The organism is Streptomyces sp. HD (assembly GCF_028369295.1).
Classification (GTDB): Bacteria; Actinomycetota; Actinomycetes; order Streptomycetales; family Streptomycetaceae; genus Streptomyces.
On sequence record NZ_JAQMYP010000014.1, the window covers coordinates 50,546 to 74,742 of the forward strand.

At 70.8% G+C, this 24,197-nt stretch carries 19 protein-coding genes, 1 tRNA gene and 1 pseudogene; 15 read left to right on the top strand and 6 right to left on the bottom strand.

Annotated features, from left to right (window positions below):
* Positions 1–19: 19 nt before the first annotated feature.
* On the top strand, positions 20–1,009 hold the full coding sequence (locus POF73_RS15990) for a DUF5926 family protein (RefSeq protein ID WP_272115488.1): 990 nt from the start codon (positions 20–22) through the stop codon (positions 1,007–1,009).
* 243 nt (positions 1,010–1,252) lie between these two features.
* Here POF73_RS15990 and POF73_RS15995 read toward each other — a convergent pair whose 3' ends face one another.
* Together POF73_RS15995 and POF73_RS16000 are read right to left on the bottom strand one after the other, a co-directional pair.
* Positions 1,253–1,867: a hypothetical protein gene (locus POF73_RS15995; protein ID WP_272115490.1), complete on the bottom strand. Its 615-nt coding sequence runs from the start codon at positions 1,865–1,867 to the stop codon at positions 1,253–1,255.
* A 55-nt stretch (positions 1,868–1,922) separates the two neighbouring features.
* The gene (locus POF73_RS16000) at positions 1,923–2,582 is read right to left on the bottom strand and encodes a bifunctional DNA primase/polymerase (protein ID WP_272115492.1); all 660 of its coding nucleotides are present in this window, start codon (positions 2,580–2,582) and stop codon (positions 1,923–1,925) included.
* A gap of 501 nt (positions 2,583–3,083) precedes the next feature.
* Between POF73_RS16000 and POF73_RS16005 the strand changes: the two genes are divergently transcribed.
* The 4 genes from POF73_RS16005 (at position 3,084) to POF73_RS16020 (ending at position 9,114) form a co-directional block, all read left to right on the top strand.
* Positions 3,084–4,589, top strand: a complete 1,506-nt coding sequence (locus POF73_RS16005; protein ID WP_272115495.1) for a PP2C family protein-serine/threonine phosphatase — start codon at positions 3,084–3,086, stop codon at positions 4,587–4,589.
* A 193-nt stretch (positions 4,590–4,782) separates the two neighbouring features.
* Positions 4,783–6,270: an aminopeptidase P family protein gene (locus tag POF73_RS16010; protein ID WP_272115496.1), complete on the top strand. Its 1,488-nt coding sequence runs from the start codon at positions 4,783–4,785 to the stop codon at positions 6,268–6,270.
* 129 nt (positions 6,271–6,399) lie between these two features.
* Entirely contained in the window at positions 6,400–7,779 is a 1,380-nt protein-coding gene (gene pdxR / locus POF73_RS16015; RefSeq protein ID WP_272115497.1) for a MocR-like pyridoxine biosynthesis transcription factor PdxR, read from the top strand.
* A 105-nt stretch (positions 7,780–7,884) separates the two neighbouring features.
* Positions 7,885–9,114 (top strand): MFS transporter, encoded by a 1,230-nt coding sequence (locus POF73_RS16020; RefSeq protein WP_272115499.1) that lies wholly within the window; start codon positions 7,885–7,887, stop codon positions 9,112–9,114.
* Positions 9,115–9,227: 113 nt separating this feature from the next.
* Here the strand turns inward: POF73_RS16020 and POF73_RS16025 are convergent.
* Positions 9,228–10,060 (bottom strand): annotated as a pseudogene (locus tag POF73_RS16025) (triphosphoribosyl-dephospho-CoA synthase).
* A 9-nt stretch (positions 10,061–10,069) separates the two neighbouring features.
* Positions 10,070–11,101 (bottom strand): intradiol ring-cleavage dioxygenase, encoded by a 1,032-nt coding sequence (locus POF73_RS16030; RefSeq protein WP_272115501.1) that lies wholly within the window; start codon positions 11,099–11,101, stop codon positions 10,070–10,072.
* Between the two features lie 349 nt (positions 11,102–11,450).
* On the opposite strand from POF73_RS16030, the gene POF73_RS16035 reads away from it, so the two are divergent.
* A complete protein-coding gene (locus tag POF73_RS16035; RefSeq protein ID WP_272115503.1) occupies positions 11,451–12,704 on the top strand; it encodes a phospholipase D-like domain-containing protein in 1,254 nt (417 codons plus the stop codon).
* 44 nt (positions 12,705–12,748) lie between these two features.
* Here POF73_RS16035 and POF73_RS16040 read toward each other — a convergent pair whose 3' ends face one another.
* Entirely contained in the window at positions 12,749–13,198 is a 450-nt protein-coding gene (locus POF73_RS16040; protein WP_272115505.1) for an ATP-binding protein, read from the bottom strand.
* Between the two features lie 259 nt (positions 13,199–13,457).
* Between POF73_RS16040 and POF73_RS16045 the strand changes: the two genes are divergently transcribed.
* The 9 genes from POF73_RS16045 to POF73_RS16085 all read left to right on the top strand — a co-directional run bounded on the left by POF73_RS16045 (position 13,458) and on the right by POF73_RS16085 (position 23,899).
* Positions 13,458–14,321: a hypothetical protein gene (locus tag POF73_RS16045; RefSeq protein WP_272115508.1), complete on the top strand. Its 864-nt coding sequence runs from the start codon at positions 13,458–13,460 to the stop codon at positions 14,319–14,321.
* A gap of 252 nt (positions 14,322–14,573) precedes the next feature.
* Entirely contained in the window at positions 14,574–15,311 is a 738-nt protein-coding gene (locus tag POF73_RS16050; RefSeq protein WP_272115510.1) for a YcnI family copper-binding membrane protein, read from the top strand.
* Positions 15,312–15,468: 157 nt separating this feature from the next.
* Complete coding sequence (locus POF73_RS16055; RefSeq protein ID WP_272115512.1) at positions 15,469–16,122, top strand: SCO family protein; 654 nt, start codon at positions 15,469–15,471, stop codon at positions 16,120–16,122.
* Between the two features lie 26 nt (positions 16,123–16,148).
* Positions 16,149–16,565, top strand: coding sequence for a copper chaperone PCu(A)C (locus POF73_RS16060; protein ID WP_272115842.1), 417 nt, complete (start codon positions 16,149–16,151; stop codon positions 16,563–16,565).
* Positions 16,566–16,662: 97 nt separating this feature from the next.
* A complete protein-coding gene (locus POF73_RS16065) occupies positions 16,663–18,792 on the top strand; it encodes a copper resistance CopC/CopD family protein (protein WP_272115844.1) in 2,130 nt (709 codons plus the stop codon).
* An 8-nt stretch (positions 18,793–18,800) separates the two neighbouring features.
* Positions 18,801–20,186, top strand: a complete 1,386-nt coding sequence (gene efeB / locus POF73_RS16070) for an iron uptake transporter deferrochelatase/peroxidase subunit (protein WP_272115514.1) — start codon at positions 18,801–18,803, stop codon at positions 20,184–20,186.
* Between the two features lie 127 nt (positions 20,187–20,313).
* Positions 20,314–21,246, top strand: a complete 933-nt coding sequence (gene pheA / locus POF73_RS16075; protein WP_272115516.1) for a prephenate dehydratase — start codon at positions 20,314–20,316, stop codon at positions 21,244–21,246.
* A 560-nt stretch (positions 21,247–21,806) separates the two neighbouring features.
* Positions 21,807–23,084: a serine--tRNA ligase gene (serS, locus tag POF73_RS16080; protein ID WP_272115518.1), complete on the top strand. Its 1,278-nt coding sequence runs from the start codon at positions 21,807–21,809 to the stop codon at positions 23,082–23,084.
* On the top strand, positions 23,081–23,899 hold the full coding sequence (locus POF73_RS16085) for an HAD family hydrolase (protein ID WP_272115520.1): 819 nt from the start codon (positions 23,081–23,083) through the stop codon (positions 23,897–23,899). The genes serS and POF73_RS16085 overlap by 4 nt, the downstream gene beginning before the upstream one ends.
* 76 nt (positions 23,900–23,975) lie before the next feature.
* On the opposite strand, the gene POF73_RS16090 is transcribed toward POF73_RS16085, so the two are convergent.
* Positions 23,976–24,062: transfer RNA gene (locus tag POF73_RS16090), tRNA-Ser, on the bottom strand.
* Positions 24,063–24,197 lie beyond the last annotated feature (135 nt).

Genomic DNA, 24,197 nt, shown 5'->3' on the forward strand with positions numbered 1-24,197 from the left:
TAACCGGGAGACACCCACGATGGCCAAGAAGCGAGTCCAGACCAAGGCCAAGCGCCCGCAGATCTCTGACGGAGCCCGCGCCGGAGGCGCTGATGGACCCATTCCGGTTGTCGGTGCGCGCGAGCCCTGCCCCTGCGGCAGCGGCCGCCGCTACAAGGCCTGCCACGGCCGGGCCGCCGCACAAGCGGTGACGGAGCTGGTTCAGCGTCCGTTCGAGGGACTCCCCGGCGAGTGCGACTGGGTGGCCCTGCGTGAACTGGTGCCGGCCGCCACCGCCGAGCTCACCCTCAAGGGCGGCCTCCCCGAGGGCGTCCCGTCCGTCAGCCTCGCCACCGTGCTGCCGATGGCCTGGCCGGCCCTGCGCCGCGACGACGGCTCGGTGCTGCTCGGCCTGCAGAACGACACGGCGTCGGGCGACATCAGCCGCGATCTCGCCGACACCCTCCAGCAGGCCCTCGCCGCGCAGCCGGGCACCCCGGTGCAGGGTCGGCGCGCCCCGGCCGACGGTCCGCGGCTGCAGGATCTGCTCGACCCGGAAGGCACGTTCGAGCCAGTTGTGCACCCGGGCTTCGAGTTCTGGGTCCCGGACGCGGAGAACGCCACTCCGGAGGTGGCCGCCTCCCTGGAGCGGGCCAACGCCGCGGCCATTCCGACGGTGAAGCTGACCGGGGTGGACGCCGCCTACTGGTGCCGGACACCGGAGAAGAACCACCTGCGCTGGGTCATGCCGCACCCCGAGGAGCAGCTTCTGGACGCCCTCGCGCGACTGCACGCGGCGGGCCGTTCGAGCCTCGGCGAGGGCACCCGACTGGTCGGTTCCTTCCGTGCTCACGGCCTCACGGTGCCGGTCTGGGACCTGCCGAGCGAGGTCGGCGCGGAGGATGTGGAGAAGCCGGCGGCCGAGTTCGCCGAGCGCCTCGCCGCGGCCCTCGCCACGGACGCCCCGCTCACGCCGGACGAGCGTCGCGCGCGCGGCGGTCTGACCAACCGGCAGGTCACGCTGAGCTGACGCGGGTCGCGGAGATCGGGTTCGGCTGAACGGCCGTTCAGCCGAACCGGCCCCCTCGGGAGGGGTGAATCCGATCACAACTCCCATGCGGAGCAAGGGAATCCGTGACTGGAAAGCCCAGATCGAATTTGCGAACAGCCGATCTCTTGTTACCGTTCCATTAGCCCGGTTGCTGGTGCATCCCCCGTCGCCAGCAACCGGGTCTTTTCATGTGCGCAGTCATTTACGGAATGACATCGCGTGTCAACCCCCCGTGGGCGCCCCGGAATTGTCCGGCGCCGAGTTGCTCGCGGAGCGCAGCAGCAGTGGCCCGTTCCCGGCCCGCGCGGCGAACTCCGCGACCGCCGTGTAGGCGTCCAGATTCCCTCGGGTGCGCTCCCGGGGCGTCTCGCACGTCCCCGGCTCGTCCTCGACGCCCTCGGCGCAGCGCATCTGCACCGTGCGCCCACCCGGCCCCATGAGACTCAGTACGGAGTCCAGCTCACCGCCGGTCGCATTGCGGAAGTAGGTGCGCGCCCAGGTCTCCGCGCCCTGGGTGAGGACACAGGTCTGCGCCTCGATGCCCTCGGGCGAGGTGAGCTCGGGCCCGCAGCGGGTGGCGGTGGCCAGGCCCAGGCCGAGCAGCAGGGGGGACTCGACGGGCCCGACCGCGGGCCCCTTCGCGTCGGGGGCGGGGGAGGGAGGTGCCGAAGGACGCGCGGCCTTGCGGGACGTATGGCCGTGGGCGCGGTCCTGCTCGCCCACGGGTCCCGCGGAGGCCACGGCAAGCGGCAGCGCGACGGCGCCCACCACGACGCCGGCGAGGGCGAACAGACGGATCTTTGAGCCTGAGCGGCGTGTCTCAGCGTGACGGGGCATACACGGAATGTAACGACCGTGCACGTGTGCCCCGTTCCGCGCACGCCGGTGTGGCCTACAACTCGGGCGCGCTCACACCCGTACGAGTGAGGGCCTCGACCACGGCGTCGACAACGGCCTCCACATCGGGTACCCACGGGGAGGCCGAGCCGGGCAGCGGAGCGCGCTGCCAGCTGATCTGCCCCGGGCCCGTCTCGGACGGGGGCAGGGCGACGTAGCCACCCTCGCCGTGGAAGCGCAGGGAGCCGGGGACGAAGTCCTTGGCGTAGAGCAGTTCGCCCAACTGTTCCATCGAGTACGGCTTCACCAGGATCGCCCAGCGGGTGGGCGAGGCGACGACCGGGCCGAGGCGCATGCCCATGCGGTCGAGTGCGGTGAGGGCGTGGGCGGCCGGCAGGGCCGGGAGGCTGACCGCGCAGGGCGCCTTGCCGCCGGTGGCGAGGATGATCGGGGCCGCGGGCCGGTTGCCCCACCACCAGCGCACCATGCGCTCGTCGGTGGTAGCCGCGAGGAGGCCGGGGTCGAAGGGATGGGCACCGGGCACCGTGCACTCGGGATCCGGGCAGCCGCAGCGGTCACGCCGCTGCGGATCCGCCGCCACTCCCGGGAGTACGGGCCACTGCCATTGAGTCGCGAAGGTCAGGGCCGCGCTGATCAATTCAGGCTTCCCGTCGCCGCGCAGGAGCCTGCGTCGCCTTCCGAGGATCTCGCGCATGAGCGCTCGTTCCTTTCCGTTGCACCGCTGGCAACACCGTGGACCACATCACACCATGTGTCGATCACTTCACTGTGCGTACCTAATGGCGCATCACACCCCTGCTGTGAGCAAGGGAAACCCCTATGGGCCGAGCGTTGGCTGCTTCCGCGGCAACCTCGCCCATACTGCGTCTACCAAAAACATGGGCGTGGCGTGGGGTGGCGAAGTCTGGCGTTTACCGTCGCGCGTATTTCTCTTCGCCTCCGCCACGGGAGGATGGGGCCGGTCGTCGGTGGCTAAGACGCCCGGGTCCGTCGCCAGGTTCCGGGTGGCTGTCAACCACCCCTGGCCTTCTCCGAGTACGTACCCATCACGACCGCTGTGACGCTCTGTGGAGCGAAACCAGTCGACCGCAATACCCCGTTCCCTGAAGCAGTTTTAAGCCAACTTTGCCTTTGCGCAAGAGGTCTACGACGAGCGCTCTGGTTACCCACGGACACCAGGAATCCCGGCAGGACAATGCTGGACATCCCCTTACGAGTGCGTGTAGATGTGGAGACACTGCTAGCGGCGCAGAATGACATGGGGGTTTGCGATGCTTTTGAGCAATACGCACCGGTCGGAAAGCCGGACGCCATGAACGCCCCTCACCCTTCGAAAGTGGCCGGAATCGATGCGACGGTTCCTTCACCCGCACACACTGTCGCGCCCGCGACCCCGGGCGGCTCAGCGGTCCCCTCACCCAACGCACCGGGCCTCGTGCTCCAGGACCGGCTCGCCGGCTGGGTGTCCGACCTCACGACACTCCACGAACTCACCGAACGCCTGGCCCGCACGGACGCACTCGCCGACGCCCTCCAGGAACTGCTGCGCGCCGGAGCCGCCCTCGTGGGTGCCCGGCGCGGACTCGTCGTACTGGAACCGGCCGACGGCCTGGGACCGGACACGACCATCGGGCTCGGCCTGGCCCGCGCCGACCTGGGGCACATCGAGACCGTGCCGCGCAGCGCGATGTCGTACGGACGGATCCTCGACGGACTGCCGGGTGGTGACGGCGAGATCGCCCAGCCGGATCTGATGTCCGAGGACGGGCTCGACCCCCGCCACCGCGAGGTGGCCGCACGCCTCGGCTACGCCGCGTGCTACGCACTCCCCCTGTCCACCGACGCCGCCGGCCGCCTCGGTGCCGCCGTGTGGCTGTACGACGAGCCCGCCGAACCGGCCGAGCGCCAGCGGCACCTCGTCGGTCTGTACACCCGCTACGCCACCGAGCACCTGGCCCGGCTCCTCGAAGTCGAGCGCACGCGCGCGTGCATGCGGACGATGGCCGAGGAACTACTTCCCTCCCGTCTGCCGCGCATGGCCGGCGTCCAGCTCGCCGCCCGGCATCGCACCGGCCCGCGCGGGGGCGGCGACTGGTACGACGCGCTGCCGCTGCCGGACGCCGCGCTCGGCCTCGCGGTCGGCTCGGTTACCGGGGCCGGGCCCAGCGCGGTCGCCGCGATGGGACGGCTGAGGGCCAGCCTGCGGGCGTACGCCGTGATGGAGGGCGAGGACCCGGTCGCGGTCCTGTCCGACCTGGAGCTGCTGCTCAGACTCACCGAGCCGGCCCGCTCCGCCACCGCCCTGTTCGCCTACTGCGAGCCCGCCCTGCGCAAGATCACGCTGGCCGGCGCCGGACACACCCCGCCGCTGCTGATCGGCGACCGGCGCACCGAGTTCGTGGAGACCTCCGTGTCCGCGCCGCTGGGCATGCTGGCCTGCTGGGAGGCGCCGAGCGTGGAGCTGACCGCAGAAGCCGGAGAGACGGTTCTGCTGTACACCGACGGGCTGCTGCACCGCACCGGCGACCCCACCGACCGCGCCTTCGCACGGCTGCACGCGGCAGCGGCCGGGGTGCCCCGGGCGATCCGGCACGACCCGGACGCCGTCGTCGACCACGTCCTGCGGACCGTACTGCCGGACGGGCTCGACCGGGCGGACAGCGAGGAGGACGTCGTACTGCTCGCCGCTCGCTTCGAGTAGTCGCGGGGCACACACGCGTAGTCCGCGTAGTCGCTCGGCACGCGCGCGTAGCGCTCATCGGAAAGCACCCATAACAGGCGAGTGATCTCGGCCATAACAGCGGCGCCCGAGCGCCGGGTGACCGGTCCTACGACCCTGGGTTCCGTCCTGCACGTCCGTACGATGGACGAGGTCCAGTGCCGTATCGAGGAGGATGACCGTGGCCGACGAGCTCACCCCGGCCGAGTCCATTGCTGCTACCGCAGCGGGCCCGGAAGAGTCTGAAGAGCCGATCAAGCAGCGCAAGAACGGCCTGTACCCGGGCGTGTCCGACGAGCTCGCCGAGAGCATGAAGTCCGGCTGGGCCGACACGGAGCTGCATGACCTGCGGCCGATCCCCCAGGCCGCCGAGACCGCCGCGCGCCGCTCCGCGCTGTCGGCGCGGTTCCCGGGCGAGCGTCTGGTGATCCCGGCGGGCAACCTGAAGACCCGCTCCAACGACACCGAGTACCCCTTCCGCGCGTCGGTCGAGTACGCGTACCTCACCGGCAACCAGACCGAGGACGGCGTGCTCGTCCTGGAGCCCGTCGCGGACGGCCACCGGGCGACGATCTACCTGCTGCCCCGCTCCGACCGTGAGAACGGCGAGTTCTGGCTCTCCGGCCAGGGCGAGCTGTGGGTCGGCCGCCGGCACTCGCTCACCGAGGCGGAGAAGCTGTACGGCATCCCGGCCTCCGACGTGCGCGAGCTGACGGACCGGCTGCGCGAGGCGACGGGGCCGGTGCGTGTCGTCCGTGGCTACGACGCCGGTGTCGAGGCCGCGCTGACCGACAAGGTCACCGCCGAGCGGGACGAGGAGCTGCGCGTCTTCCTGTCCGAGGCACGACTGGTCAAGGACGACTTCGAGATCGGCGAGCTGCAGAAGGCCGTCGACTCGACCGTGCGCGGCTTCGAGGATGTCGTGAAGGTCCTCGACAAGGCCGAGGCGACCTCCGAGCGCTACATCGAGGGCACGTTCTTCCTCCGCGCGCGCGTGGAGGGCAACGACGTCGGCTACGGCTCCATCTGCGCCGCCGGTCCGCACGCCTGCACGCTGCACTGGGTGCGCAACGACGGGCCCGTGCGCTCGGGTGATCTGCTGCTGCTCGACGCGGGCGTGGAGACGCACACGTACTACACCGCCGACGTCACGCGCACGCTGCCGATCAACGGCCGCTACAGCGAGATCCAGAAGAAGATCTACGACGCCGTGTACGACGCCCAGGAGGCCGGGATCGCGGCCGTGAAGCCTGGCGCGAAGTACCGGGACTTCCATGACGCCTCGCAGCGGGTGCTCGCCGAGCGGCTCGTCGAGTGGGGGCTTGTCGAGGGGCCCGTGGAGCGGGTGCTGGAGCTCGGGCTGCAGCGACGGTGGACGCTGCACGGGACCGGGCACATGCTCGGCATGGACGTGCATGACTGTGCTGCCGCGCGCGTGGAGTCGTACGTCGACGGCACGCTGGAGGCGGGCGTGGTGCTGACCGTCGAGCCGGGGCTGTACTTCCAGGCCGACGACCTGACGGTGCCGGAGGAGTACCGGGGGATCGGCGTCCGGATCGAGGACGACATTCTGGTGACGGCGGAGGGCAACCGGAACCTGAGCGCTGCGCTGCCTCGGCGGTCGGACGAGGTCGAGAGCTGGATGGCCTCTCTCAAGGGCTGACGTTGGATCGATGGCCGGATGCCAGAGGGGTGTCCGGCCATCGTCGCGGTCTGCGGGTTGTGGGGGCTGGTCGCGCCCACGCGGCGGAGCCGCATATCGGTACAGTCGCGCGCCCCTGAGGGGGTTGGGGTGGACCTGCACTTGGAAACCGACGTCGGTGAAGGGCGTCGGGCGGGGCTGGAGCGAGCGCTGCGTGATGCCGTGCGCGAGGGGCGGTTGACGCCCGGGGAGCGGCTGCCTGCCACGCGCCGGCTCGCGGACCAGCTCGGGGTCTCCCGGAACACCGTGAAGGCGGCGTACGACCAGCTTGTCGCCGAGGGCTACCTCACCGCCCGGCAAGGAGCCGGTACGCAGGTCGCCCCGCTGCTCCCGGTCCACGCCGAACCGTCGGAGGCCGCCGCACGCGCGCGTGAGCCGCGGTTCGATCTGCGGCCCGGCAGCCCGGACGTGGGGGCGTTTCCGGCCGCCGCATGGTTGCGGGCGTTGCGCAGGGCGATCGCCACGGCGCCCTCGTTGGCGTACGACTACGGCGATCCGCGTGGGCGTATCGAGCTGCGGAACGCGCTGTCCGGGTATCTGGGGCGCGCGCGTGGAGTCATCGCGCCGCCGGAGCGGATCGTGGTCACCTCCGGGTATGTACAGGGGCTGGCGCTGCTCACGCGCGTGCTGGAGGGCGGCGCCGTGGGCATGGAGGATCCGGGGCTGCCGTTCCACCGGGAGGTGGTGCGGCGCAACGGGGGTGCCGTCGTGCCCGTGCGGGTCGACGAACGGGGCGCGCGTGCAGGGGAGTTGGGGGACTGTGCCGCCGTTGTCGTGACACCCGCGCATCAGTATCCGACCGGGGTGACGCTGCATCCCGAACGGCGGCGGGCGCTCACCGACTGGGCACGCGTGCGTGGCGGGCTGATCGTCGAGGACGACTATGACGGGGAGTTCCGGTACGACCGCCAGCCCGTCGGCGCGCTGCAGGGCATGGCGCCTGGGCAGGTCGTGTATCTGGGGACGGCCTCGAAGACCCTCGGGCCGGCGCTGCGGCTCGGCTGGATGGTGCTGCCGCCGCGCCTGGTCGACGCCGTGGCCGACGCCAAGCTGCACAGCGATCATCACACCGAGTCCATCGGTCAGTTGGCGCTCACCGAACTGATCGAGAGCCATGCGTACGACCGTCATGTGCGGGCCTGCCGGCTGCGGTACCGGCGGCGCCGGGACCAGCTCCTGGACCGGCTGGGGGCGCGGCGGCGCGTGCGTGGGATCGCGGCCGGGCTGCATGCGCTGGTGGAGGTCGAGGACGAGGCGGAGGTGCTGGCGCGGGCCGAGGCGGCGGGGCTCGCGGTGGGGTGTCTGGGGGAGCACTGGCACACGGCGCGCGGCGGCGGTGGCGGCAGCGGCGGTGCCGGGGGCCGCGGCGAGGGGCGGCCGCAGGGGCTGGTCGTGGGGTACGGGACGCCTCGGGAGCGGGTGTATCCGGAGGCGTTGGAGGTGTTGGGGAAGGTCCTGGAGGGCGGCTGAGGGGGTGGTCGGCCCTTCGGGCGGGCCGCTGAATGCTATTGGGCCACTGATATGCATCGGTATTGGGCCTGCCGAAGGGCCCACCGGGTCCATAACGTCGTTGGCATGACAACCCGTCTCCTCCCGCCCGCGGGACCGCAACGCGTCCTGGCCTCCGCCCAGTTGGCCAACTCGGTCGGCGACGGCGCCTACTACGTGACGTCGGCGTTGTACTTCACCCATGTCGTCGGCCTCGCGCCCGCGCGCGTGGGGCTGGGGCTGACCGTCGCGTGGGCCGTCGGTTCGCTGGCGGGGGTGCCGCTCGGGCGACTCGCCGACCGGCGCGGGGCGCGTGGCACGGCGGTGCTGCTCGCGCTGGCGACGGCGCTGGCGGTGGGGTCCTTCCTCGTCGTCCGTGGCTTCGTGCCGTTCGTCGTGGCCGCGTGCGCGTACGCGACCGCGCAATCGGGGCTGGCGGCGGCCCGGCAGGCGCTCCTGGCCGGGCTGGTGTCCGCCGGGGACCGGACCGGGCTGCTCGCGCATCTGCAGTCCACGCTCAACGCCGGGCTGGCGGTGGGAGCCGGACTGGGCGGGCTGGCGTTGAACTCCGGGACGCGGGAGGCGTATCTGGCCGTGTTCGCGTTGGACGCGGTGAGCTTCGTGGTGTGTGCGGGTGTGCTGGTGAAGCTGCCGGCGGTGGCGCCCGTCGCCGTACGGACGCGGGACTCGCTCGGTGTGCTGCGGGATCGGCCGTACGCCCTGGTCACGCTCCTCAACACCGTCCTGCTGCTGCGGATGCCGCTGCTCAGCCTCGGGCTGCCGTTGTGGATCGCCGAGCGGACGGAGGCGCCGGCCTGGCTGGTCTCGGTGCTGTTCGTGCTCAACACCGGGGCCGTGATGGTCTTCCAGGTACGGATGGCGCACGGCGTGACCGGGCTTGCGTCGGCCACGCGCGCGGTGCGGCGGTCGGGGTGGGTGATGCTGGCGGCGTGCGTGGTCCTCGCGCTGTCGGCGGGAGCCTCGCCGTGGGTGGCCGCCGGTGTGCTGGTCGTCGGGGCGGTGCTGCAGGTCGTCGCCGAGATGGGGCAGTCGGCGGGGTCGTGGCAGCTGTCCTTCGAGTTGGCGCCCGCCGATCGGGTGGGTGAGTACCAAGGGTTCTTCGGTACGGGCGTGACGGTGGCGCGGACTCTGGGGCCGCTTGTGCTGACCTCGCTGCTGGTGGGGTGGGGGACCGCGGGGTGGCTGCTGCTGGGGGTCGTGACGCTGGGCGCGTCGTATGCGATGGGGCCGGCGGGGAGGCGGGCCGCCGGCGCCCGGGCGGGGCGGGAGGGCAGGCCCGCCTTGGTCGCGCCGTGAAGTCGGGCGGGCCTGCGCTCGTGCCGTGAGTTCGCGCGCCCGGGCTCATTTCGTGAGCTCAGTGGCCCTCGGTTAATGCGTCGGCTCAAGCAGCTCTCGGTTAATCCGGCAGCTCAAGCCGCCCTCGCTCCCACCCCGACCGGCAGTGCGTCCAGGAACAGTGCCCCCGCCAGCAGTCCCGCACTCCCCCGTGGGCTCCACGCGCGTGCGGGGAGGTCGGCGTCGAGGGTGGTCAGGGCCTCCGCGCCCGCCTTCGTGGCCGTGCCGCCCGCCTCCAGGACCGTGCGGGCGCCGGCCTGGACGTGGCGGAGGCCGATCGGGCCCGCGGTGTAGAGGAGTTCGGTGTCCTGGAGGGTGGACATCACGGTGAGCAGGGCGTCCAGGCGGGCCTGCTCCTCCGTGGCGCCGGCCGAGCGGGCGTCGGTAAGGGCGTCCAACGCCCGCCGTACGTGCGGGAATCCGGCCCGTGCCTCGCCGCGCGCTCCGGCGGCGCCGTACTTCGCGGACACCGAGGAGCCCCGGGAGGGCCTGCGGGGGGCGCCCATGTCGGTGTGCGCGGCGATGCGCTTGGCGGTCGCGGCGACGTCCCGCGCCTCGGCCCGGGGGTCGAGCGCTGCCGCGGCGACCAGCAGGCCGAGTGCCCAGAGGGCGCCCCGGTGGCCGCCGCCCGCGAGGCCCACCGAGTGCTCGGTGCACCTGCCGATCGCGCCGAGTTCCGTACGGAGCCCGGGCGTCGGCTCACCCGTGCGCCGGGCTGCCGCGGCCACCGCCACGAGGCCCGGCGCGAGGGCCTTGGCCGACCAGCGCAGCATGCAGTGGTCCCGGCGGCTGATGCGGGCGCCGAGGTCGCGCGGGTCGGGAGGCCCGGCTTGGGTGCCAGGGCCAGCTGCCCGGTGAGCGCGGTCACGGCGGCGTAGGCCAGCGCCTCGTCCCCGCGGCTGCTCATGGCGTCCCCCTATGAGGAGGCCGAGGACGCCGAGGCCGTCGGGGCGTCGCTGGGCGGGGTGCCCGTCGGGGCGTCGCTGGGTGGGGAGCCCGTCGGGGCGTCGCTGGGTGGGGAGCCCGTCGGGGCGTCGCTGGGTGGGGTGCCCGTCGGGGCGTCGCCCGGCGGCGTGCCGCCCTCGCCGCCACCGCCGCTGCCCGCGCCGGTGTTCTCGGCGTCGGGGTCGACGCCGATGGTGAGGAAGCCCTTGTAGCCCTTGGACGGATCCTTCTTGTGCGCGGCCTTCAGGGTCAGCAGGTCGCTGGCGGCGCCGCCGCCGTCGTAGACCATGTCGTTGTCGAGGGTGGTGTAGCTGCCGGAGTGCTTCGAGTAGGGCTCCAGCGTGAAGATCTCCTGGGCGACCTCGTCGGCGAAGAACAGCTGGCCGGTGTAGTTGACCTTGCCGCCCTCGTAGATGCCGTCCTCCTTCTGGCCGCCCGTGTGCACCTTGAGGTGGATGTGGCAGGTGCGCGGGGTGTACCAGCCCGGGAAGATCGTCTCGAACTTGACGACCCCGTTGGCGTTGGCGATCTGGTAGCCGCGCAGATAGGTGTTGTCGTTGGCGGTCGAGCCGTCCTCGCTCTCGGCGGGCGCGGAGCCGCCGGGGTTGGCCGTGGTGTAGCCGGAGTAGTAGCCCCAGGCGTCGCAGTGCCAGATCCCCACGGCGGCGCCGGAGACCGGGGTGCAGCTGTCGGTGGCGTCCACGACGGTGAGGCGCAGCGTCAGCGGGACTCCGCTCTTGCCCTCGGTGATGTCCTTTCTCACCAGGGCGTTGTCGAGGTAGTAGGGGCCTTCGGTGACGCTGGACATCAGCGTCATGCAGCCGGATCCCTCCGATGCGGTCGCGGAGGTCGTCGACGCCGCCGCGTCGGTCGTGGTCGTGGCGGTGTCGGCGAAGGCCGTCTGGTAACCGGCGACGGCGAGCCCGCCCGCCGCAACCGTGCCTCCGGTCACCGAGATGGCGCGACGCCGGGTGATCGACTTGTCCCTGTGGTTTCCCGTCATGCCCGGGAAGTTAGGGACGCCACCCGTCAGCAGCTTGAGGTGGCGCTGTGCGGTGGCTGTGAGTCATGAGGAAGCTGAAGTCGACTGCCCTTGTGGTCCATTGATGCACCGGTCACCCGTAAAGCGCAGCATATTCCCCCAAATGCCAAGGTTCCGATGGCTTTGCGGACTCTCTCGGGCAAAGAGAACTGGGCACTTCCCGATCTGCCCAGCCCCGGAGAGCGAGACGATGACCCGAGCGCAGACGATGCCCCCTGCACGGACGACGACCCACGCACGGACGACGACCCGCGTACGGAGGACGCCCGGTTCACCCGTACGCGCACACCCGTCCCGGTCCCTCCGTTCCGTGCTGCCCGCCGTCGCCACCGTCCTGTCCTTGGTGACCGCACTCCTCGTCGGCGGTGCGACACCGGCCGCCGCGCTGACCAAACCGGTCGTCAACGGGCCCGTCTTCAACAACCCGCTGGGCACCCCGGCCCAGCAGAAGGCGATCTTCACCCAGCTCGTACGGCTGATCGACGCGACGCCGGCCGGGGCGCAGATCCGCGGCTCGATGTACGAGTTCCTCGACCAGGAGGTCGCGAACGCGCTGATCGCCGCCCACGCGCGCGGTGTCGACGTCAGACTCATCGTCGACGACTCGACCTATGTGGGCCCCGGCGGCGCCGAGTTCAACAACCCGGCCTTTCTGTCGCTCAGGTCCGCGCTCGGCACCAGCACAGCCGCCCGCTCCTGGATCGTCGTCTGCGACGACAGGTTCGAGGACGCCGACGGTGTGGACGACGTCCAGCGCGGCTGCCTTGCCGTGGCTCCGCCCCAACCGGCGTACAACCACAACAAGTTCTTCCTCTTCTCCAGGATCGGGCCCTTCGACGACGGCACGAGCTATTCGAACGTCGTCTTCCAGACCTCCTCGAACCTCACCGACTGGTACAAGGTCGAGTCCTTCAACGACGCGGTCACCTTCACGAACAGCACGGTCTACAACGGCTACGTCTCGTACCACGCGCAGCTCCGCCAGGGCCGCACCCTCGTAGGCGGCAACAACAACGCGTACTTCTCCACCCCGACCGGTTCGACGTACCGCGGCTACTTCTTCCCGCGAGGTGACGCGTCGTACAACAACCCGGCCACCGACACCATCGTCAACGCGCTGAACGAGATCAGCTGCGCCTACACCGGCGCGGACGGGCTACGGCACCAGACCGACATCCGCGTCCTGACGCACAGCTTCTTCGGCTCCCGCCGCCAGGTCGCCGACAAGCTGGCCCAGCTGCGCGGCCGGGGCTGCTGGGTCGACGTCATCTACGCCGACAGCGACGCCGCGATCACCGGCCGCCTGAACGCCGCCGGCATCCAGCACCGCAGATGCCGGATCCCCAACGGCCCCGGAATCGACGTCCGCCCGCACAACAAGCAGATCCTCGTCGACGGCGACTACAACGGCGACCTGACGCCACGCGTGTACACGGGAAGCGCCAACCTGACCGGGTCGTCGCTGCGGTCGGCGGACGAGGCGGTCGTGCGGATCACCAGCGGGGCGTATCACGCGCGGTACCTGAGCACGTTCTACGCGGTTCGGTCCGCCTGCGGTGGTTGACGCCGACGCCTCCCGGTGGCGGCCGGGAGGCGTGCGGCCGGCCCTTACACGGCCATCAACGGTGTGTCCTTGCGCCACTTCAAGATCTTGTCGAAGCTCACCACCGCCCCGGCCCGCCCCGGTGTGTTGCCGATCTGGACATGGTCGGCGAGTTCCTGGATCAGGCAGAGACCCCGGCCGTGTTCGGCGTCGGTGGACGCCGGGCGGGGCGTGCGGGGTGGGGTGGTGAAGCCGGGGCCCGAGTCGGTGACCTCGATGTGGCACTTCTCGCCGTCCAGATACGCCGTCACGCGATACGCCTGCGGGGAGTCGCCGGACGCGCCGGCGCCGCCGTGCTCGACGGCGTTCGCGCAGGCCTCGCTGAGGGCGACGGAGAGGTCGTAGGACACGTCCGGGTCGACGCCCGCCGTCTCCATCGTGCCGATCAGCAACCGCCGGGCGAGCGGCACGCTCGCGGCTTCCCGCCGCAGATGGAGTGACCACCAGATGCTCATGCTCCAGCCTCCTGGCCGCGGCTCGACATACCGTTACGTATTGCCGCGAGTGCCCACCTGTAAGCACATCATTGACGTGATGCCGCCCATATGGTCGATGCGCCCACACGGTAATCGGTGTATGTGGGGGCGGCCCACATCAGAAGGTGATCTTCCGGTCGTACAGTCTTCTTCTCCCCGTACGTCCTGAATCGCCCGTTCCTCATCTTGCGGACCTGCCGTATGGCGGTCATAAGGCCAGTGCGATGATGAGCCCGCCATGCCTGCCCCCCACCCGCGCACAGCGCGCTCCGGGAGTGATCTCCGGATACTGCGGGCCGCGGTGTTCGCCGCGGTCTGCGTCGTGCTGGCCGGGGTCGGCCACGCGCTGGGCTCCTGCGCGACGATTCCGCTGTGGACGCTGGGAGGCGGGTTCCTGGGGGTTTTCCTGGTCGCGGTGCCGTTCGCGGGGCGGGAGCGTTCGCTGCCCGGGATCGCGGTGCTGCTCGCGGTCGGCCAGACCGTCCTGCACACGCTGTTCGGGCTCGGGCAGCACGGGGTGAGCGCCGGGGCGGCCGCCGCCACCGGGACCTCCGCCGCAGCCACGTCCTCCGCGTCCGACGCCGCGCTCGTCGAGCTGGCCGCGCGGCTCGTCTGCGGAACCGCCACGGCGGCGATCAGCCCCGCCCAGGCCCAGCGGATCCTCACCGAGGCACGACTGCACCCGGCCATGGGGGCGCACGCCTCGCACCGGTCGGCGGACACGATGTCCACCGTCGCGAACTCCGCCACGGATGCCTCCGTGTCGCTTCTGCCTTCCCTGCCCATGCTGCTCGCCCACGTCCTAGCGGCGGTCGCCGCGGGGTGGCTGCTGCGGCGCGGGGACCTGGCCCTGCTGCGCATCGTCGAGATGTCGGCCCTGTCGGCGCATTCGGTCGCCGAGGGGGCTTTCGTACGATCCCTGCGCGGGGCGCTCGCTCTGGTGCGCGCCCTGCGTGCCGGACTGCCGGGCGCACCCGAGGCGGGCCCGCTTGTCCTGTGCGTCGGGGGGTTCGGTCCGGCCGAGCCACGCACTCTCGCGCTCCAGCACACGGTGGTCAGGCGGGGCCCGCCGGCCGGTGCCGTACTCGTCCTCGCCGCCTGACACGACGCGACCGCCATCACTCCACTGCGTGGGACTGAGGGGCCGCCGTCGTGCGGCACGCGTGCGTGCGCGAGTTCTCCGATCACGGGATCTCCCTTGTCCGGCTTCGCCGACTCTGCCGGCCTTCGCCGACTCGCAGGCTTCGCCAACCGGTCGCGGCCTCGCGGGCTTTCCCGCTGATCGGGCACCCCTGCGCGCGTACTCCTCTTCACCACCGGAATCCCGAATCTCACTCACAGTGGAGTGCTTCGCATGAAGGTCTCTCGTTTCGCCGCCGCTGGCGCCCTCGCCGGCACGGCCGTGCTCGCTCTGTCCGCCCCCGCGTTCGCCCACGTCAGCGTGCAGCCCGAGGGCACGGCAGCCAAGGGCGGCTACGCGGTCGTCGACTTCAAGGTGCCCAATGAGCGCGACGACGCGTCGACCACCAAGCTGGAGGTGACCTTCCCGACCGACCACCCGCTGGCCTCCGCGATGCCGGAGCCGGTCAACGGCTGGGACATCAAGGTCACCAAGTCCGAGCTCGACAAGCCTCTTGAGATGCACGGCGAGAAGATCACCCAGGCCGTCTCCAAGATCACCTGGACCGCCACCGGCGACGGCATCAGGGCGGGCTTCTTCCAGAAGTTCCCCGTCTCCATCGGCCAGCTCCCCGAGGACACCGACGAACTCGTCTTCAAGGCGCTCCAGACGTACTCCAACGACGAGGTCGTGCGCTGGATCGAGGTGCCGCAGGAGGGCCAGGAGGAGCCCGAGAACCCGGCGCCGGTGCTCGCGCTGTCCGCCGCCGAGGAGGGCCACCACGGCTCGTCCTCCGCCGGCAAGGCCTCCGACTCCGACAACACCGAGGCGGCCTCCGCCAAGACCGCCGCCGACGAGCCCGCCGACAGCAGCGACACCACCGCCCGCGTCCTGGGCGTGGTCGGCATCGTCGTAGGCGCGCTGGGTGTGGCGTACGGCGTACTCGCCGGCCGTCGGCGCACCGAGGCCTGACGGCCTCTTCGGTTCACGGCGCGCGCCGGGGGCACGCCTCCGGTGCGCGCCGGATCCTCACCACTGAGACAGCCGGAACGACACAGCCGGAACAGCACGGCCGGAACAGCACAGCCGGAACAACTGGGACATTTTTCTATGTGTAAGAAGACTTGCCATGCGTAAGAAGACCTTCGCCGCGGCCGCCCTGCTCGCCGCCGCCACCCTCACCCTCTCCGCCTGCGGTAACGGTGACGACAGCGCCCAGCCCGTCACCGTGGTCTCCGAGGAGGCCGGGTCGGACAAGGCGGCCATCGTCCTCGACAAGCCGTTCGAGAAGCCGGACCTGGTCCTCAGCGACACGAACGGCAAGAAGTACGACCTCCGCAAGGAGACCCAGGGCAAGCCGACGCTGATCTACTTCGGCTACACCAACTGCCCCGACGTCTGCCCGCTGACGATGAACAACCTCGCCGTCGCCAAGAAGCAGCTGTCCAAGGCGGAGCAGGACGAGCTGCGCGTCGTGTTCGTCACCACCGACCCGGAGCGCGACACGGCGCCCGCGCTCGGCAAGTGGCTGAAAGGCATCGACCCGCAGGTCGTCGGCCTGACCGGCGCATTCGACACCATCCAGGCCGGCGCACGCACCCTCGGCATCTCCATCGAGCCGCCACACAAGGACAAGAACGGCAAGATGGTCTCCACCCATGGCACCCAGGTCGTCGCGTTCTCGCCGAAGACCGACAAGGGGTACGTCCTCTACACCGAGGACGCCGAGGTCGCCGACTACACCAAGGACCTCCCCAAGCTGATCAAGGGGGAGAAGCCGTGAGGCGGTTCACCCCGGTGACCGTGGTGATGGCCGGCGCACTCGTCCTGGCGGGCTGCGGTTCCGAGGACTCCAAGGCGGAGGTGTCCGTCAGCGGCGCCTATATGCCGCAGCCGGTGTCCGACTCGATGGCGGCCGGTTTCCTGACGGTCACCAACAAGGGCGGTACGAAGGACGAGTTGACCTCCGTCACCAGCGACGTCGGCGAGGTCACCGCCCACGAGACCGTGAACTCGTCGATGCAGGAGGCCAAGGAGCTCGCCGTCCCCGCCCACGGTCAACTCGTGTTCAAGAGCGGCGGCAGCCATCTGATGTTCGAGAAGCTGAAGCGAAAGCCGAAGCAGGGCGAGAAGGTGACCGTGCGGCTCCACTTCGCCGAGTCCGGCACGGTCACGGTTGAGATGCCGGTGAAGTCCGCGACGTACAACCCGAAGACCGGACACTGAGGGAGAGATCGCCTTGACCCAGCCCATCGCCCCCCGCGTCCGGCCCGGCATCCGGCCTCGGGTGCCGCTGCGGGTCCGGAACGTGGTGCCGCCGCGCATCCGGACGCGTGTGCCGCTGCGCGTTCGGAACCTGGTGCTGCTGCTCCTGGCCGTCACCGGTCTGCTTCTCGCCGGTGCCGGGACGGTCTCCGCGCACGCCGCGCTGACCGGCAGCGACCCCCAGCAGGGGGCGGTGGTGGACAAGGCCCCGACGCAGGTCTCGCTGACCTTCTCCGAGAAGGTCGCCCTGTCCGACGACTCCGTGCGGGTACTCGACCCCAAGGGCAAGCGCATCGACCGCGGCGACCCGGCCAACGTGAACGGCACGACGTACGCCGTGAAACTCCACAGCGGCCTGCCCGACGGCACGTACACCGTCACCTACCAGGTGGTGTCCGAGGACAGCCATCCCGTCGCCGGCGCCTACACCTTCTCCATCGGCGCCCCCTCCCAGACCACCGTCTCGGTCTCCGGCCAGGAAGTCGGCGGCGGGGTCGTCGGCTGGCTCTACGGGTTCGGGCGGTATGCGTCGTACGCCGGGTTCATCGTCCTGGTCGGCGGCGCCGCATTCGTGCTCGCCTGCTGGCAGCGCGGGGCCGGCGTACGGGCGCTGCAACGGCTCGTCGTCTCCGGCTGGCTGGCCCTGACTGCCGCGACACTCGCCCTGCTCCTCCTGCGCGGCTCGTACACCAGCACCGGGAAGGTCGGCGACATCTTCGACCTGGAGCTGCTCGGCCAGGTCCTGCAGACCAAGACGGGTGCGGCGCTGGTGTCCCGGCTGCTGCTGCTCGCCGCGGCGGCGCTGTTCATCGCGGTGCTGTTCGGGGCGTATGACAAGCGGGAGGACGAGGAGAAGCGGGACCTCACCTTCGGGCTCGCCATCGGCGGCACCGTGGTGGCCGCGGGCCTCGCCGCGAGCTGGGCGATGTCCGAGCACGCCTCGACCGGACTCCAGGCCGGCATCGCGATGCCGGTCGACGTCCTGCATCTGCTGGCCGTCGCGGGCTGGCTCGGCGGCCTCACCGCACTGCTCTTCGCCCTGTACCGGGCGCCCGCGGAGACCCCGCTCGACGCCTCCGCCGTACGCCGGTTCTCACGCCTCGCCTTCGGCAGCGTGCTGGCACTGGTCGCGACCGGCGTCTACCAGTCGTGGCGGCAGCTCGGGTCGTGGCCGGCGTTCACCGGGACGCGGTACGGGCAGCTGCTGCTGGTCAAGATCGCGCTCGTGATGCTGCTGGTCGGGATCGCGTGGATCTCACGGCGGTGGACGGCGCGACTGACGGACACGGCTGCGGTGACTTCGCGGGAGGGGACGCGGGCCGGCGAGGACGGGGAGGACGGCGAAGGCAGGGAGGACAGGGAGCAAGCGGCAGTCGAGGAGGCGGTCGGCGGGGAAGCGGTCGGCGAGGAAGCGGTCGGCGAGGAAGCGGTCGGCGAGGAGGCGGTCGAGGGTGAGGGCGAGAAGGCGCACGCCGCTGCCCGGGCGGGTACCTCCGCCGCCTCCGCTTCCGGCAGGAAGGCCGACTCCCCCGCCACCTCCGCCTCTGTCACCGCCTCCGCCTTCGGCAAGAACGGCGCCTCGGCCGCCGCGTCCGGCAAGGACGACTCCGAGCGCGCCGCCCAGCTCGCCCGGCAGCAGGCCGCGATCGACACGGCACGGCAGAAGCAGCAGCGGGACGCCGACCCGAACCGGTTCGGACTGCGCCGCTCTGTGCTCGCCGAGGCGGGCGTCGCGGTCGTCCTGCTCGCCGTCACCACCATGCTGACGTCGACCGAGCCGGGGCGTACGGAGGAGCAGGCCAGGGCGGCGGCATCGTCCTCCGCCACTGCCGATGCCTCGTCGTCCGGGGCGCTGACCCTGGACATGTCCTTCGACACCGGCGGCGAGGACGGCAAGGGGGTCGTACGGATCGACCTCGATCCCGCGCGCGTGGGCGGCAACGAAATGCACGTCTACGTACAGCGACCCAATGGCCGCGCCTTTGACATCCCCGAGGTGAAGGTCGCCTTCACCCTGGAGTCCCAGGACATCGGGCCACTGCCCGTCGTCCCGGACCACATCTCCACCGGACACTGGTCGGCGAGCGGAGTACAGATCCCCGTGGCGGGCGAGTGGAAGATCGCCGTGACCGTGCGGACCTCCGACATCGACCAGGCCACCGTCTCCAAGAACGCGCAGATCGGCTGAACCTCACCATGGCTGACCAGTCCATTCCGGAGGCTCCTACTCCTAGGACTCCCGGGACCTCCAAGACCTCCGGGACGTCCCAGGCTTCCGGAACCTCCGGGTCTTCCGAAACGGCACTTAATGACGGCGTTTCCGAAAACGCCGTAGAGGGCGCTGCTGAAAAGGCCGCTGTTAATGAGGGCATTTCGCGGCGCAGTCTGCTCGGGACTGCTGGTGCCACCGGGCTGGTGCTCGGAGCGGCGGGCGGGGCGGTGGGATACGCCGCGCGGCCGGCCGAAGCGACGCCGCTCACCTCGCTGGGCGCCGGTCAGGTGATGTTTCACGGGAAACATCAGCCCGGCATCCTCCAAGGGCTCCAGGCCCGCGGCCACGTCGTCGCCTTCGACCTGGCGGCGGGCGCGGGCCGCAAGGAGGCGGCGGCGTTGCTGCGTCGCTGGTCGGAGACGGCTGGGCGGCTGATGGCCGGCGCGGCGGCCAAGCAGGACGACACGGATGTCGCCCGTGACGCCGGTCCGTCCTCGCTGACGATCACCTTCGGCTTCGGGCACAGCTTCTTCGCACGGACCGGTCTGGAGAAGCAGCGCCCGGTCTCCCTGGACCCCCTGCCCGACTTCTCCTCCGACCAGCTCGACAAGGCACGCAGCAACGGCGATCTGTGGGTGCAGATCGGCGCCGACGACGCCCTGGTCGCCTTCCACGCCCTGCGCGCGATCCAGAAGGACGCGGGCCAGGCGGCCAAGGTGCGCTGGCAGATGAACGGCTTCAACCGCTCGCCGGGCGCCACCGCGCACCGCATGACGGCCCGCAACCTGATGGGCCAGATGGACGGCACCCGCAACCCGAAGCCGACGGACAACGACTTCGACCAGCGGATCTTCGTGCCCGAGTCCGGCTCGAAGGACCCGGCCTGGATGGCGAACGGCTCCTACGCCGTCGTACGCCGCATCCGGATGCTCCTCGACGACTGGGAGCAGCTCTCGGTCAAGGAGCAGGAGGACGTCATCGGGCGCCGCAAGTCCGACGGGGCGCCGCTGTCCGGGGGCACCGAGACGACCGCGATGGACCTGGAGAAGACCGACAAGGCAGGGAATCTGGTCGTCCCCATCAACGCCCACGCCCGCATCACCCGCCCCGACCAGAACGGCGGGGCGGCCATGCTGCGACGCCCGTTCTCGTACCACGACGGCATCGACACGGACGGCGTGCCCGACGCGGGTCTCCTCTTCATCTGCTGGCAGGCCGACCCCCTGCTCGGCTTCGTCACCGTGCAACGCAAGCTCGACCGGGGCGACGCCCTGTCGAAGTACATCCGGCACGAGGCGAGCGGGTTGTTCGCCGTGCCGGGTGGCGCGGCGGAGGGGGAGTACGTGGGGCAGCGGTTGCTGGAGGGGTGAGCGCGTGCCAGGGCCCGCGACACCGGCGTGATCCAAACGACGGGCCCTGGGTGCCGGGGCATCCTCCCTTGCGGTGACCGGGTGAGATGCGTGCCCGCCGTTTCGCAAGGCCCATTAGGGTGAGGTCATGCCAGCGAGCTATGCCTATCTCGGCCCCGAGGGCACCTTCACCGAGGCCGCCCTGCGCACACTTCCCGAGGCCGCGACCCGGGAGCTGATCCCCTACGTGTCCGTGCAGTCCGCGCTGGACGCGGTGCGCGTCGGCGAGGCCGAGGCCGCGTTCGTGCCGATCGAGAACTCCGTCGAGGGCGGCATCACGACCACGCTCGACGAGCTGGTCGCGGGCGCGCCGTTGATGATCTACCGCGAGGTGTTGCTGTCGATCACCTTCGCGCTGCTGGTCAGGCCGGGCACGAAGCTGTCGGACATCAAGACGGTCTCCGCACACCCGGCCGCCCAGCCGCAGGTGCGCAACTGGCTCAAGAACAACCTCCCCGACGCCCACTGGGAGTCGGCCGCGTCGAACGCGGACGCCGCCCGTCTGGTGCAGGAGGGCCAGTACGACGCGGCCTTCGCGGGCGAGTTCGCCGCCGCGCTGTACGGCCTGGAGGCCCTGGAGACCGGGATCCACGACGCGGAGAACGCCCAGACCCGGTTCGTCCTGGTGGGCCGGCCCGCACGGCCCGCCGCTCCGTCCGGTGCCGACAAGACGTCCGTCGTGCTGTGGCAGCGCGACGACCATCCCGGCGGGCTGCGTGACCTCCTGGGTGAGTTCGCCACCCGCGGCATCAACCTGATGCTGCTGCAGTCCCGGCCGACCGGCGCGGGCATCGGCAATTACTGCTTCTGCATCGACGCCGAGGGGCATATCTCCGATCGCCGGGTGGCCGAGGCGCTGATGGGGCTGAAGCGGATCTGCCTTGAGGTGCGGTTCCTGGGCTCGTATCCGCGCGCGGACATGAAGCCGGGGGATATGCGGCCCCCTCGCTCGGGGACGTCGGACGAGGAGTTCGTGTCGGCGGCGGACTGGGTGGCGCGGTGCCAGGACGGGCGGTTCTGAGCGGATCCGGTGCGGGTCAGCGGATCCGGTGCGGGTTTCAGCCGGTACTACCAGCCGATTATCGTTATCCACAGGGGTTATCCACAGGTCCTCATCTCGACCTGGGGACAAGTCGACAGAGAAGCATGAGTCTGTCGACAAATCGCCCTCCAGGCCCTTCCGGCCTCCACCATCGCGCAAGTCACCCTTCGTCCACTCTTTTCCTTTGAGCAATCCTTTGGGGCGACCACTTTCCACCCGAAAGCAGGGACGGAGGCGGTTTGTCCTGGGAATTCTCAACTTGATCACCGCATTACGGAGTGATCAATTCCGACATCCACAGTCCATCCACACAGCCTGTGGATAACTCTTCGGAGCCTGGGGATACCTGTGGACAACCGTGACCCAAGTCCCGTTCTCCACAAGGGAATCGAGTCAACCGGCCGCCTCGCGCCTGCCCCGTTCCAGGGAGTGGGACGCCTTTTATTGACACGGCTCGCAATTACCCCATAGCGGAACGTAAGCCGCGGCTCGGAATAGTGAGTCGTGGGCTGTCACCCCACCCCGGTAGCCTTGAGCGCGTGATTGACCTTCGCCTGCTCCGTGAGGACCCCGACCGAGTGCGCGCCTCGCAGCGCGCCCGTGGAGAGGACGTCGCGCTCGTCGACTCCCTCCTGTCTGCCGACGAGCGGCGCAGGTCGTCGGGCGTCCGCTTCGACGAGCTTCGTGCCGAGCAGAGGCAGCTCGGCAAGCTCATCCCCAAGGCCTCCGGGGACGAGAAGGCCGAGCTCCTGAAGAAGGCGAGCCAGTTGGCCGCCGACGTCAAGGCTGCCGACGCCGAGCGCGACGCCGCCGCTGCCGAGACCCAGGAGCTGCTGGTCCAGCTCGGCAACCTCGTGCACCCGGACGTCCCGGTCGGCGGCGAGGAGGACTTCGTCACGCTGGAGACGCACGGCGAGATCCGCGACTTCACGGCCGAGGGCTTCGAGCCGAAGGACCACCTGGAGCTCGGCAGCCTCCTCGGCGCCATCGACGTCGAGCGCGGCGCGAAGGTCTCCGGTTCCCGCTTCTACTTCCTCACCGGCGTCGGCGCCCTGCTGGAGCTGGCCCTGGTCAACGCCGCGATGGCGCAGGCCACGGCGGCCGGCTTCACCCCGATGCTGACCCCGGCGCTGGTCCGCCCCCAGTCGATGGCGGGCACCGGCTTCCTCGGCCAGGCCGCGCAGGACGTCTACCACCTCGACAAGGACGACCTCTACCTGGTCGGCACCTCCGAGGTCGCCCTCGCCGCGTACCACATGGACGAGATCCTCGACGCCGACAAGCTGCCGCTGCGCTACGCGGGCTTCTCGCCCTGCTTCCGCCGCGAGGCCGGCTCGCACGGCAAGGACACCCGCGGCATCTTCCGCGTGCACCAGTTCGACAAGGTCGAGATGTTCTCCTACGTCGCTCCCGAGGACTCGCAGGCCGAGCACCAGCGCCTGCTGGAGTGGGAGAAGCAGTGGCTGACGTCGCTGGAGCTGCCGTTCCGCGTGATCGACGTGGCCTCGGGCGACCTGGGCTCCTCGGCCTCCCGCAAGTTCGACTGCGAGGCGTGGATCCCGACGCAGGGCAAGTACCGCGAGCTGACGTCGACCTCGGACTGCACCGAGTTCCAGTCCCGCCGCCTGTCGATCCGCGTCCGTGACGGCAAGCAGGTCAAGCCGCTGGCCACGCTCAACGGCACCCTGTGCGCCGTACCGCGCACCATCGTGGCGATCCTGGAGAACCACCAGCAGGCCGACGGCTCCGTCCGGGTCCCCGAGGTGCTGCGCCCGTACCTGGGCGGCCGGGAGGTCCTGGAGCCGGTCGCGAAGTGAGCTCCACGTCTCCCGCTGAAGGGTTCCCCTACAGGCTGATCGCGACCGACCTCGACGGAACGCTCCTGCGCTCCGACGAGTCGGTCGCGCAGCGCACCCGTGACGCCCTCGTCGCGGCCACTGAGGCCGGTGCCGCGCACATCGTGGTGACCGGCCGCGCGGTGCCATGGACCCGCCACATCCTCGACGACCTCGGCTATCAGGGCCTCGCGGTGTGCGGCCAGGGCGCGCAGGTCTACGACGCCGGCGAGCACCGCCTGCTGACCGCGGTGACCCTGGACCGGCAGCTGGCGGGCGTGGCCCTGGCCAAGATCGAGGCGGAGGTCGGCCCCCTCTTCCTGGCGGCGAGCCGCGCCGGCCTGGACGGTGACGTCCTGGTCGGCCCCGGCTACGCGGTCACGGGCACGCTCCCGGCGACGCCGTTCACGGACGTGTCGGATCTGTGGGCCGCCCCGCTGAACAAGATCTACATACAGCACCCGGCGCTGTCGGACGACGAACTGGCAGAGGCCGCCCGCCAGGCCGCCGGCGGCTTCGTCACGGTGGCCATGGCGGGCGAGGGCATCGTGGAACTCCTCCCCCTCGGCCTGTCCAAGGCCACGGGCCTGTCCCTGGCGGCCCGCCGCCTGGGCATGAAGGCCGCGGACACGATCGCCTTCGGCGACATGCCCAACGACATCCCGATGTTCGCCTGGGCAGCGAGGGGTGTGGCCATGGCCAACGCCCACGAGGAGCTGAAGGCGGTGGCGGACGAGGTGACCGCCTCCAACGAGGAGGACGGCATCGCGGTGGTGCTGGAGCGGTTGCTCGGCTGAGGTCCGGGGTGCCGGGTGTCTCCCCGACGCACCTCGCCCCTCCTGCCCTCGGCCGAGCCGAAGTGGCGACGTCTTGCGGAGGATGCACGGATCGAACGTGCGCGGGCTTTCCAGCCCGACCATGGCTTAGCAAGCCAGTGCCTTACCACTCGGCCAATCCTCCGGGTGGGCGGCCCACGCGAGAGCGACATCGCGTGCTCGAAGCGGCCGCCCCGGGCAGCTCCGTGTGCGGAGCGGGGTCGACGGTGGGGTAACTACACCGTAACCCGCCGCGGACTGCCCTGTCGGGAGCTGGACG

Bases quoted from the DNA above. Each gene is read 5' to 3' on its own strand.
- POF73_RS16060 (WP_272115842.1), top strand. From the start codon at position 16,149: ATGGCCGGCGCACTCGTCCTGGCGGGCTGCGGTTCCGAGGACTCCAAG.
- POF73_RS16050 (WP_272115510.1), top strand. From the start codon at position 14,574: ATGAAGGTCTCTCGTTTCGCCGCCGCTGGCGCCCTCGCCGGCACGGCC.
- POF73_RS16030 (WP_272115501.1), bottom strand. From the start codon at position 11,101: ATGACGGGAAACCACAGGGACAAGTCGATCACCCGGCGTCGCGCCATC.
- POF73_RS16055 (WP_272115512.1), top strand. From the start codon at position 15,469: ATGCGTAAGAAGACCTTCGCCGCGGCCGCCCTGCTCGCCGCCGCCACC.
- POF73_RS16005 (WP_272115495.1), top strand. From the start codon at position 3,084: ATGCTGGACATCCCCTTACGAGTGCGTGTAGATGTGGAGACACTGCTA.
- efeB (WP_272115514.1), top strand. From the start codon at position 18,801: ATGGCTGACCAGTCCATTCCGGAGGCTCCTACTCCTAGGACTCCCGGG.
- POF73_RS16020 (WP_272115499.1), top strand. From the start codon at position 7,885: ATGACAACCCGTCTCCTCCCGCCCGCGGGACCGCAACGCGTCCTGGCC.
- POF73_RS15990 (WP_272115488.1), top strand. From the start codon at position 20: ATGGCCAAGAAGCGAGTCCAGACCAAGGCCAAGCGCCCGCAGATCTCT.
- pheA (WP_272115516.1), top strand. From the start codon at position 20,314: ATGCCAGCGAGCTATGCCTATCTCGGCCCCGAGGGCACCTTCACCGAG.
- POF73_RS15995 (WP_272115490.1), bottom strand. From the start codon at position 1,867: ATGCCCCGTCACGCTGAGACACGCCGCTCAGGCTCAAAGATCCGTCTG.
- POF73_RS16040 (WP_272115505.1), bottom strand. From the start codon at position 13,198: ATGAGCATCTGGTGGTCACTCCATCTGCGGCGGGAAGCCGCGAGCGTG.
- POF73_RS16010 (WP_272115496.1), top strand. From the start codon at position 4,783: ATGACCGTGGCCGACGAGCTCACCCCGGCCGAGTCCATTGCTGCTACC.
- POF73_RS16045 (WP_272115508.1), top strand. From the start codon at position 13,458: ATGCCTGCCCCCCACCCGCGCACAGCGCGCTCCGGGAGTGATCTCCGG.
- POF73_RS16000 (WP_272115492.1), bottom strand. From the start codon at position 2,582: ATGCGCGAGATCCTCGGAAGGCGACGCAGGCTCCTGCGCGGCGACGGG.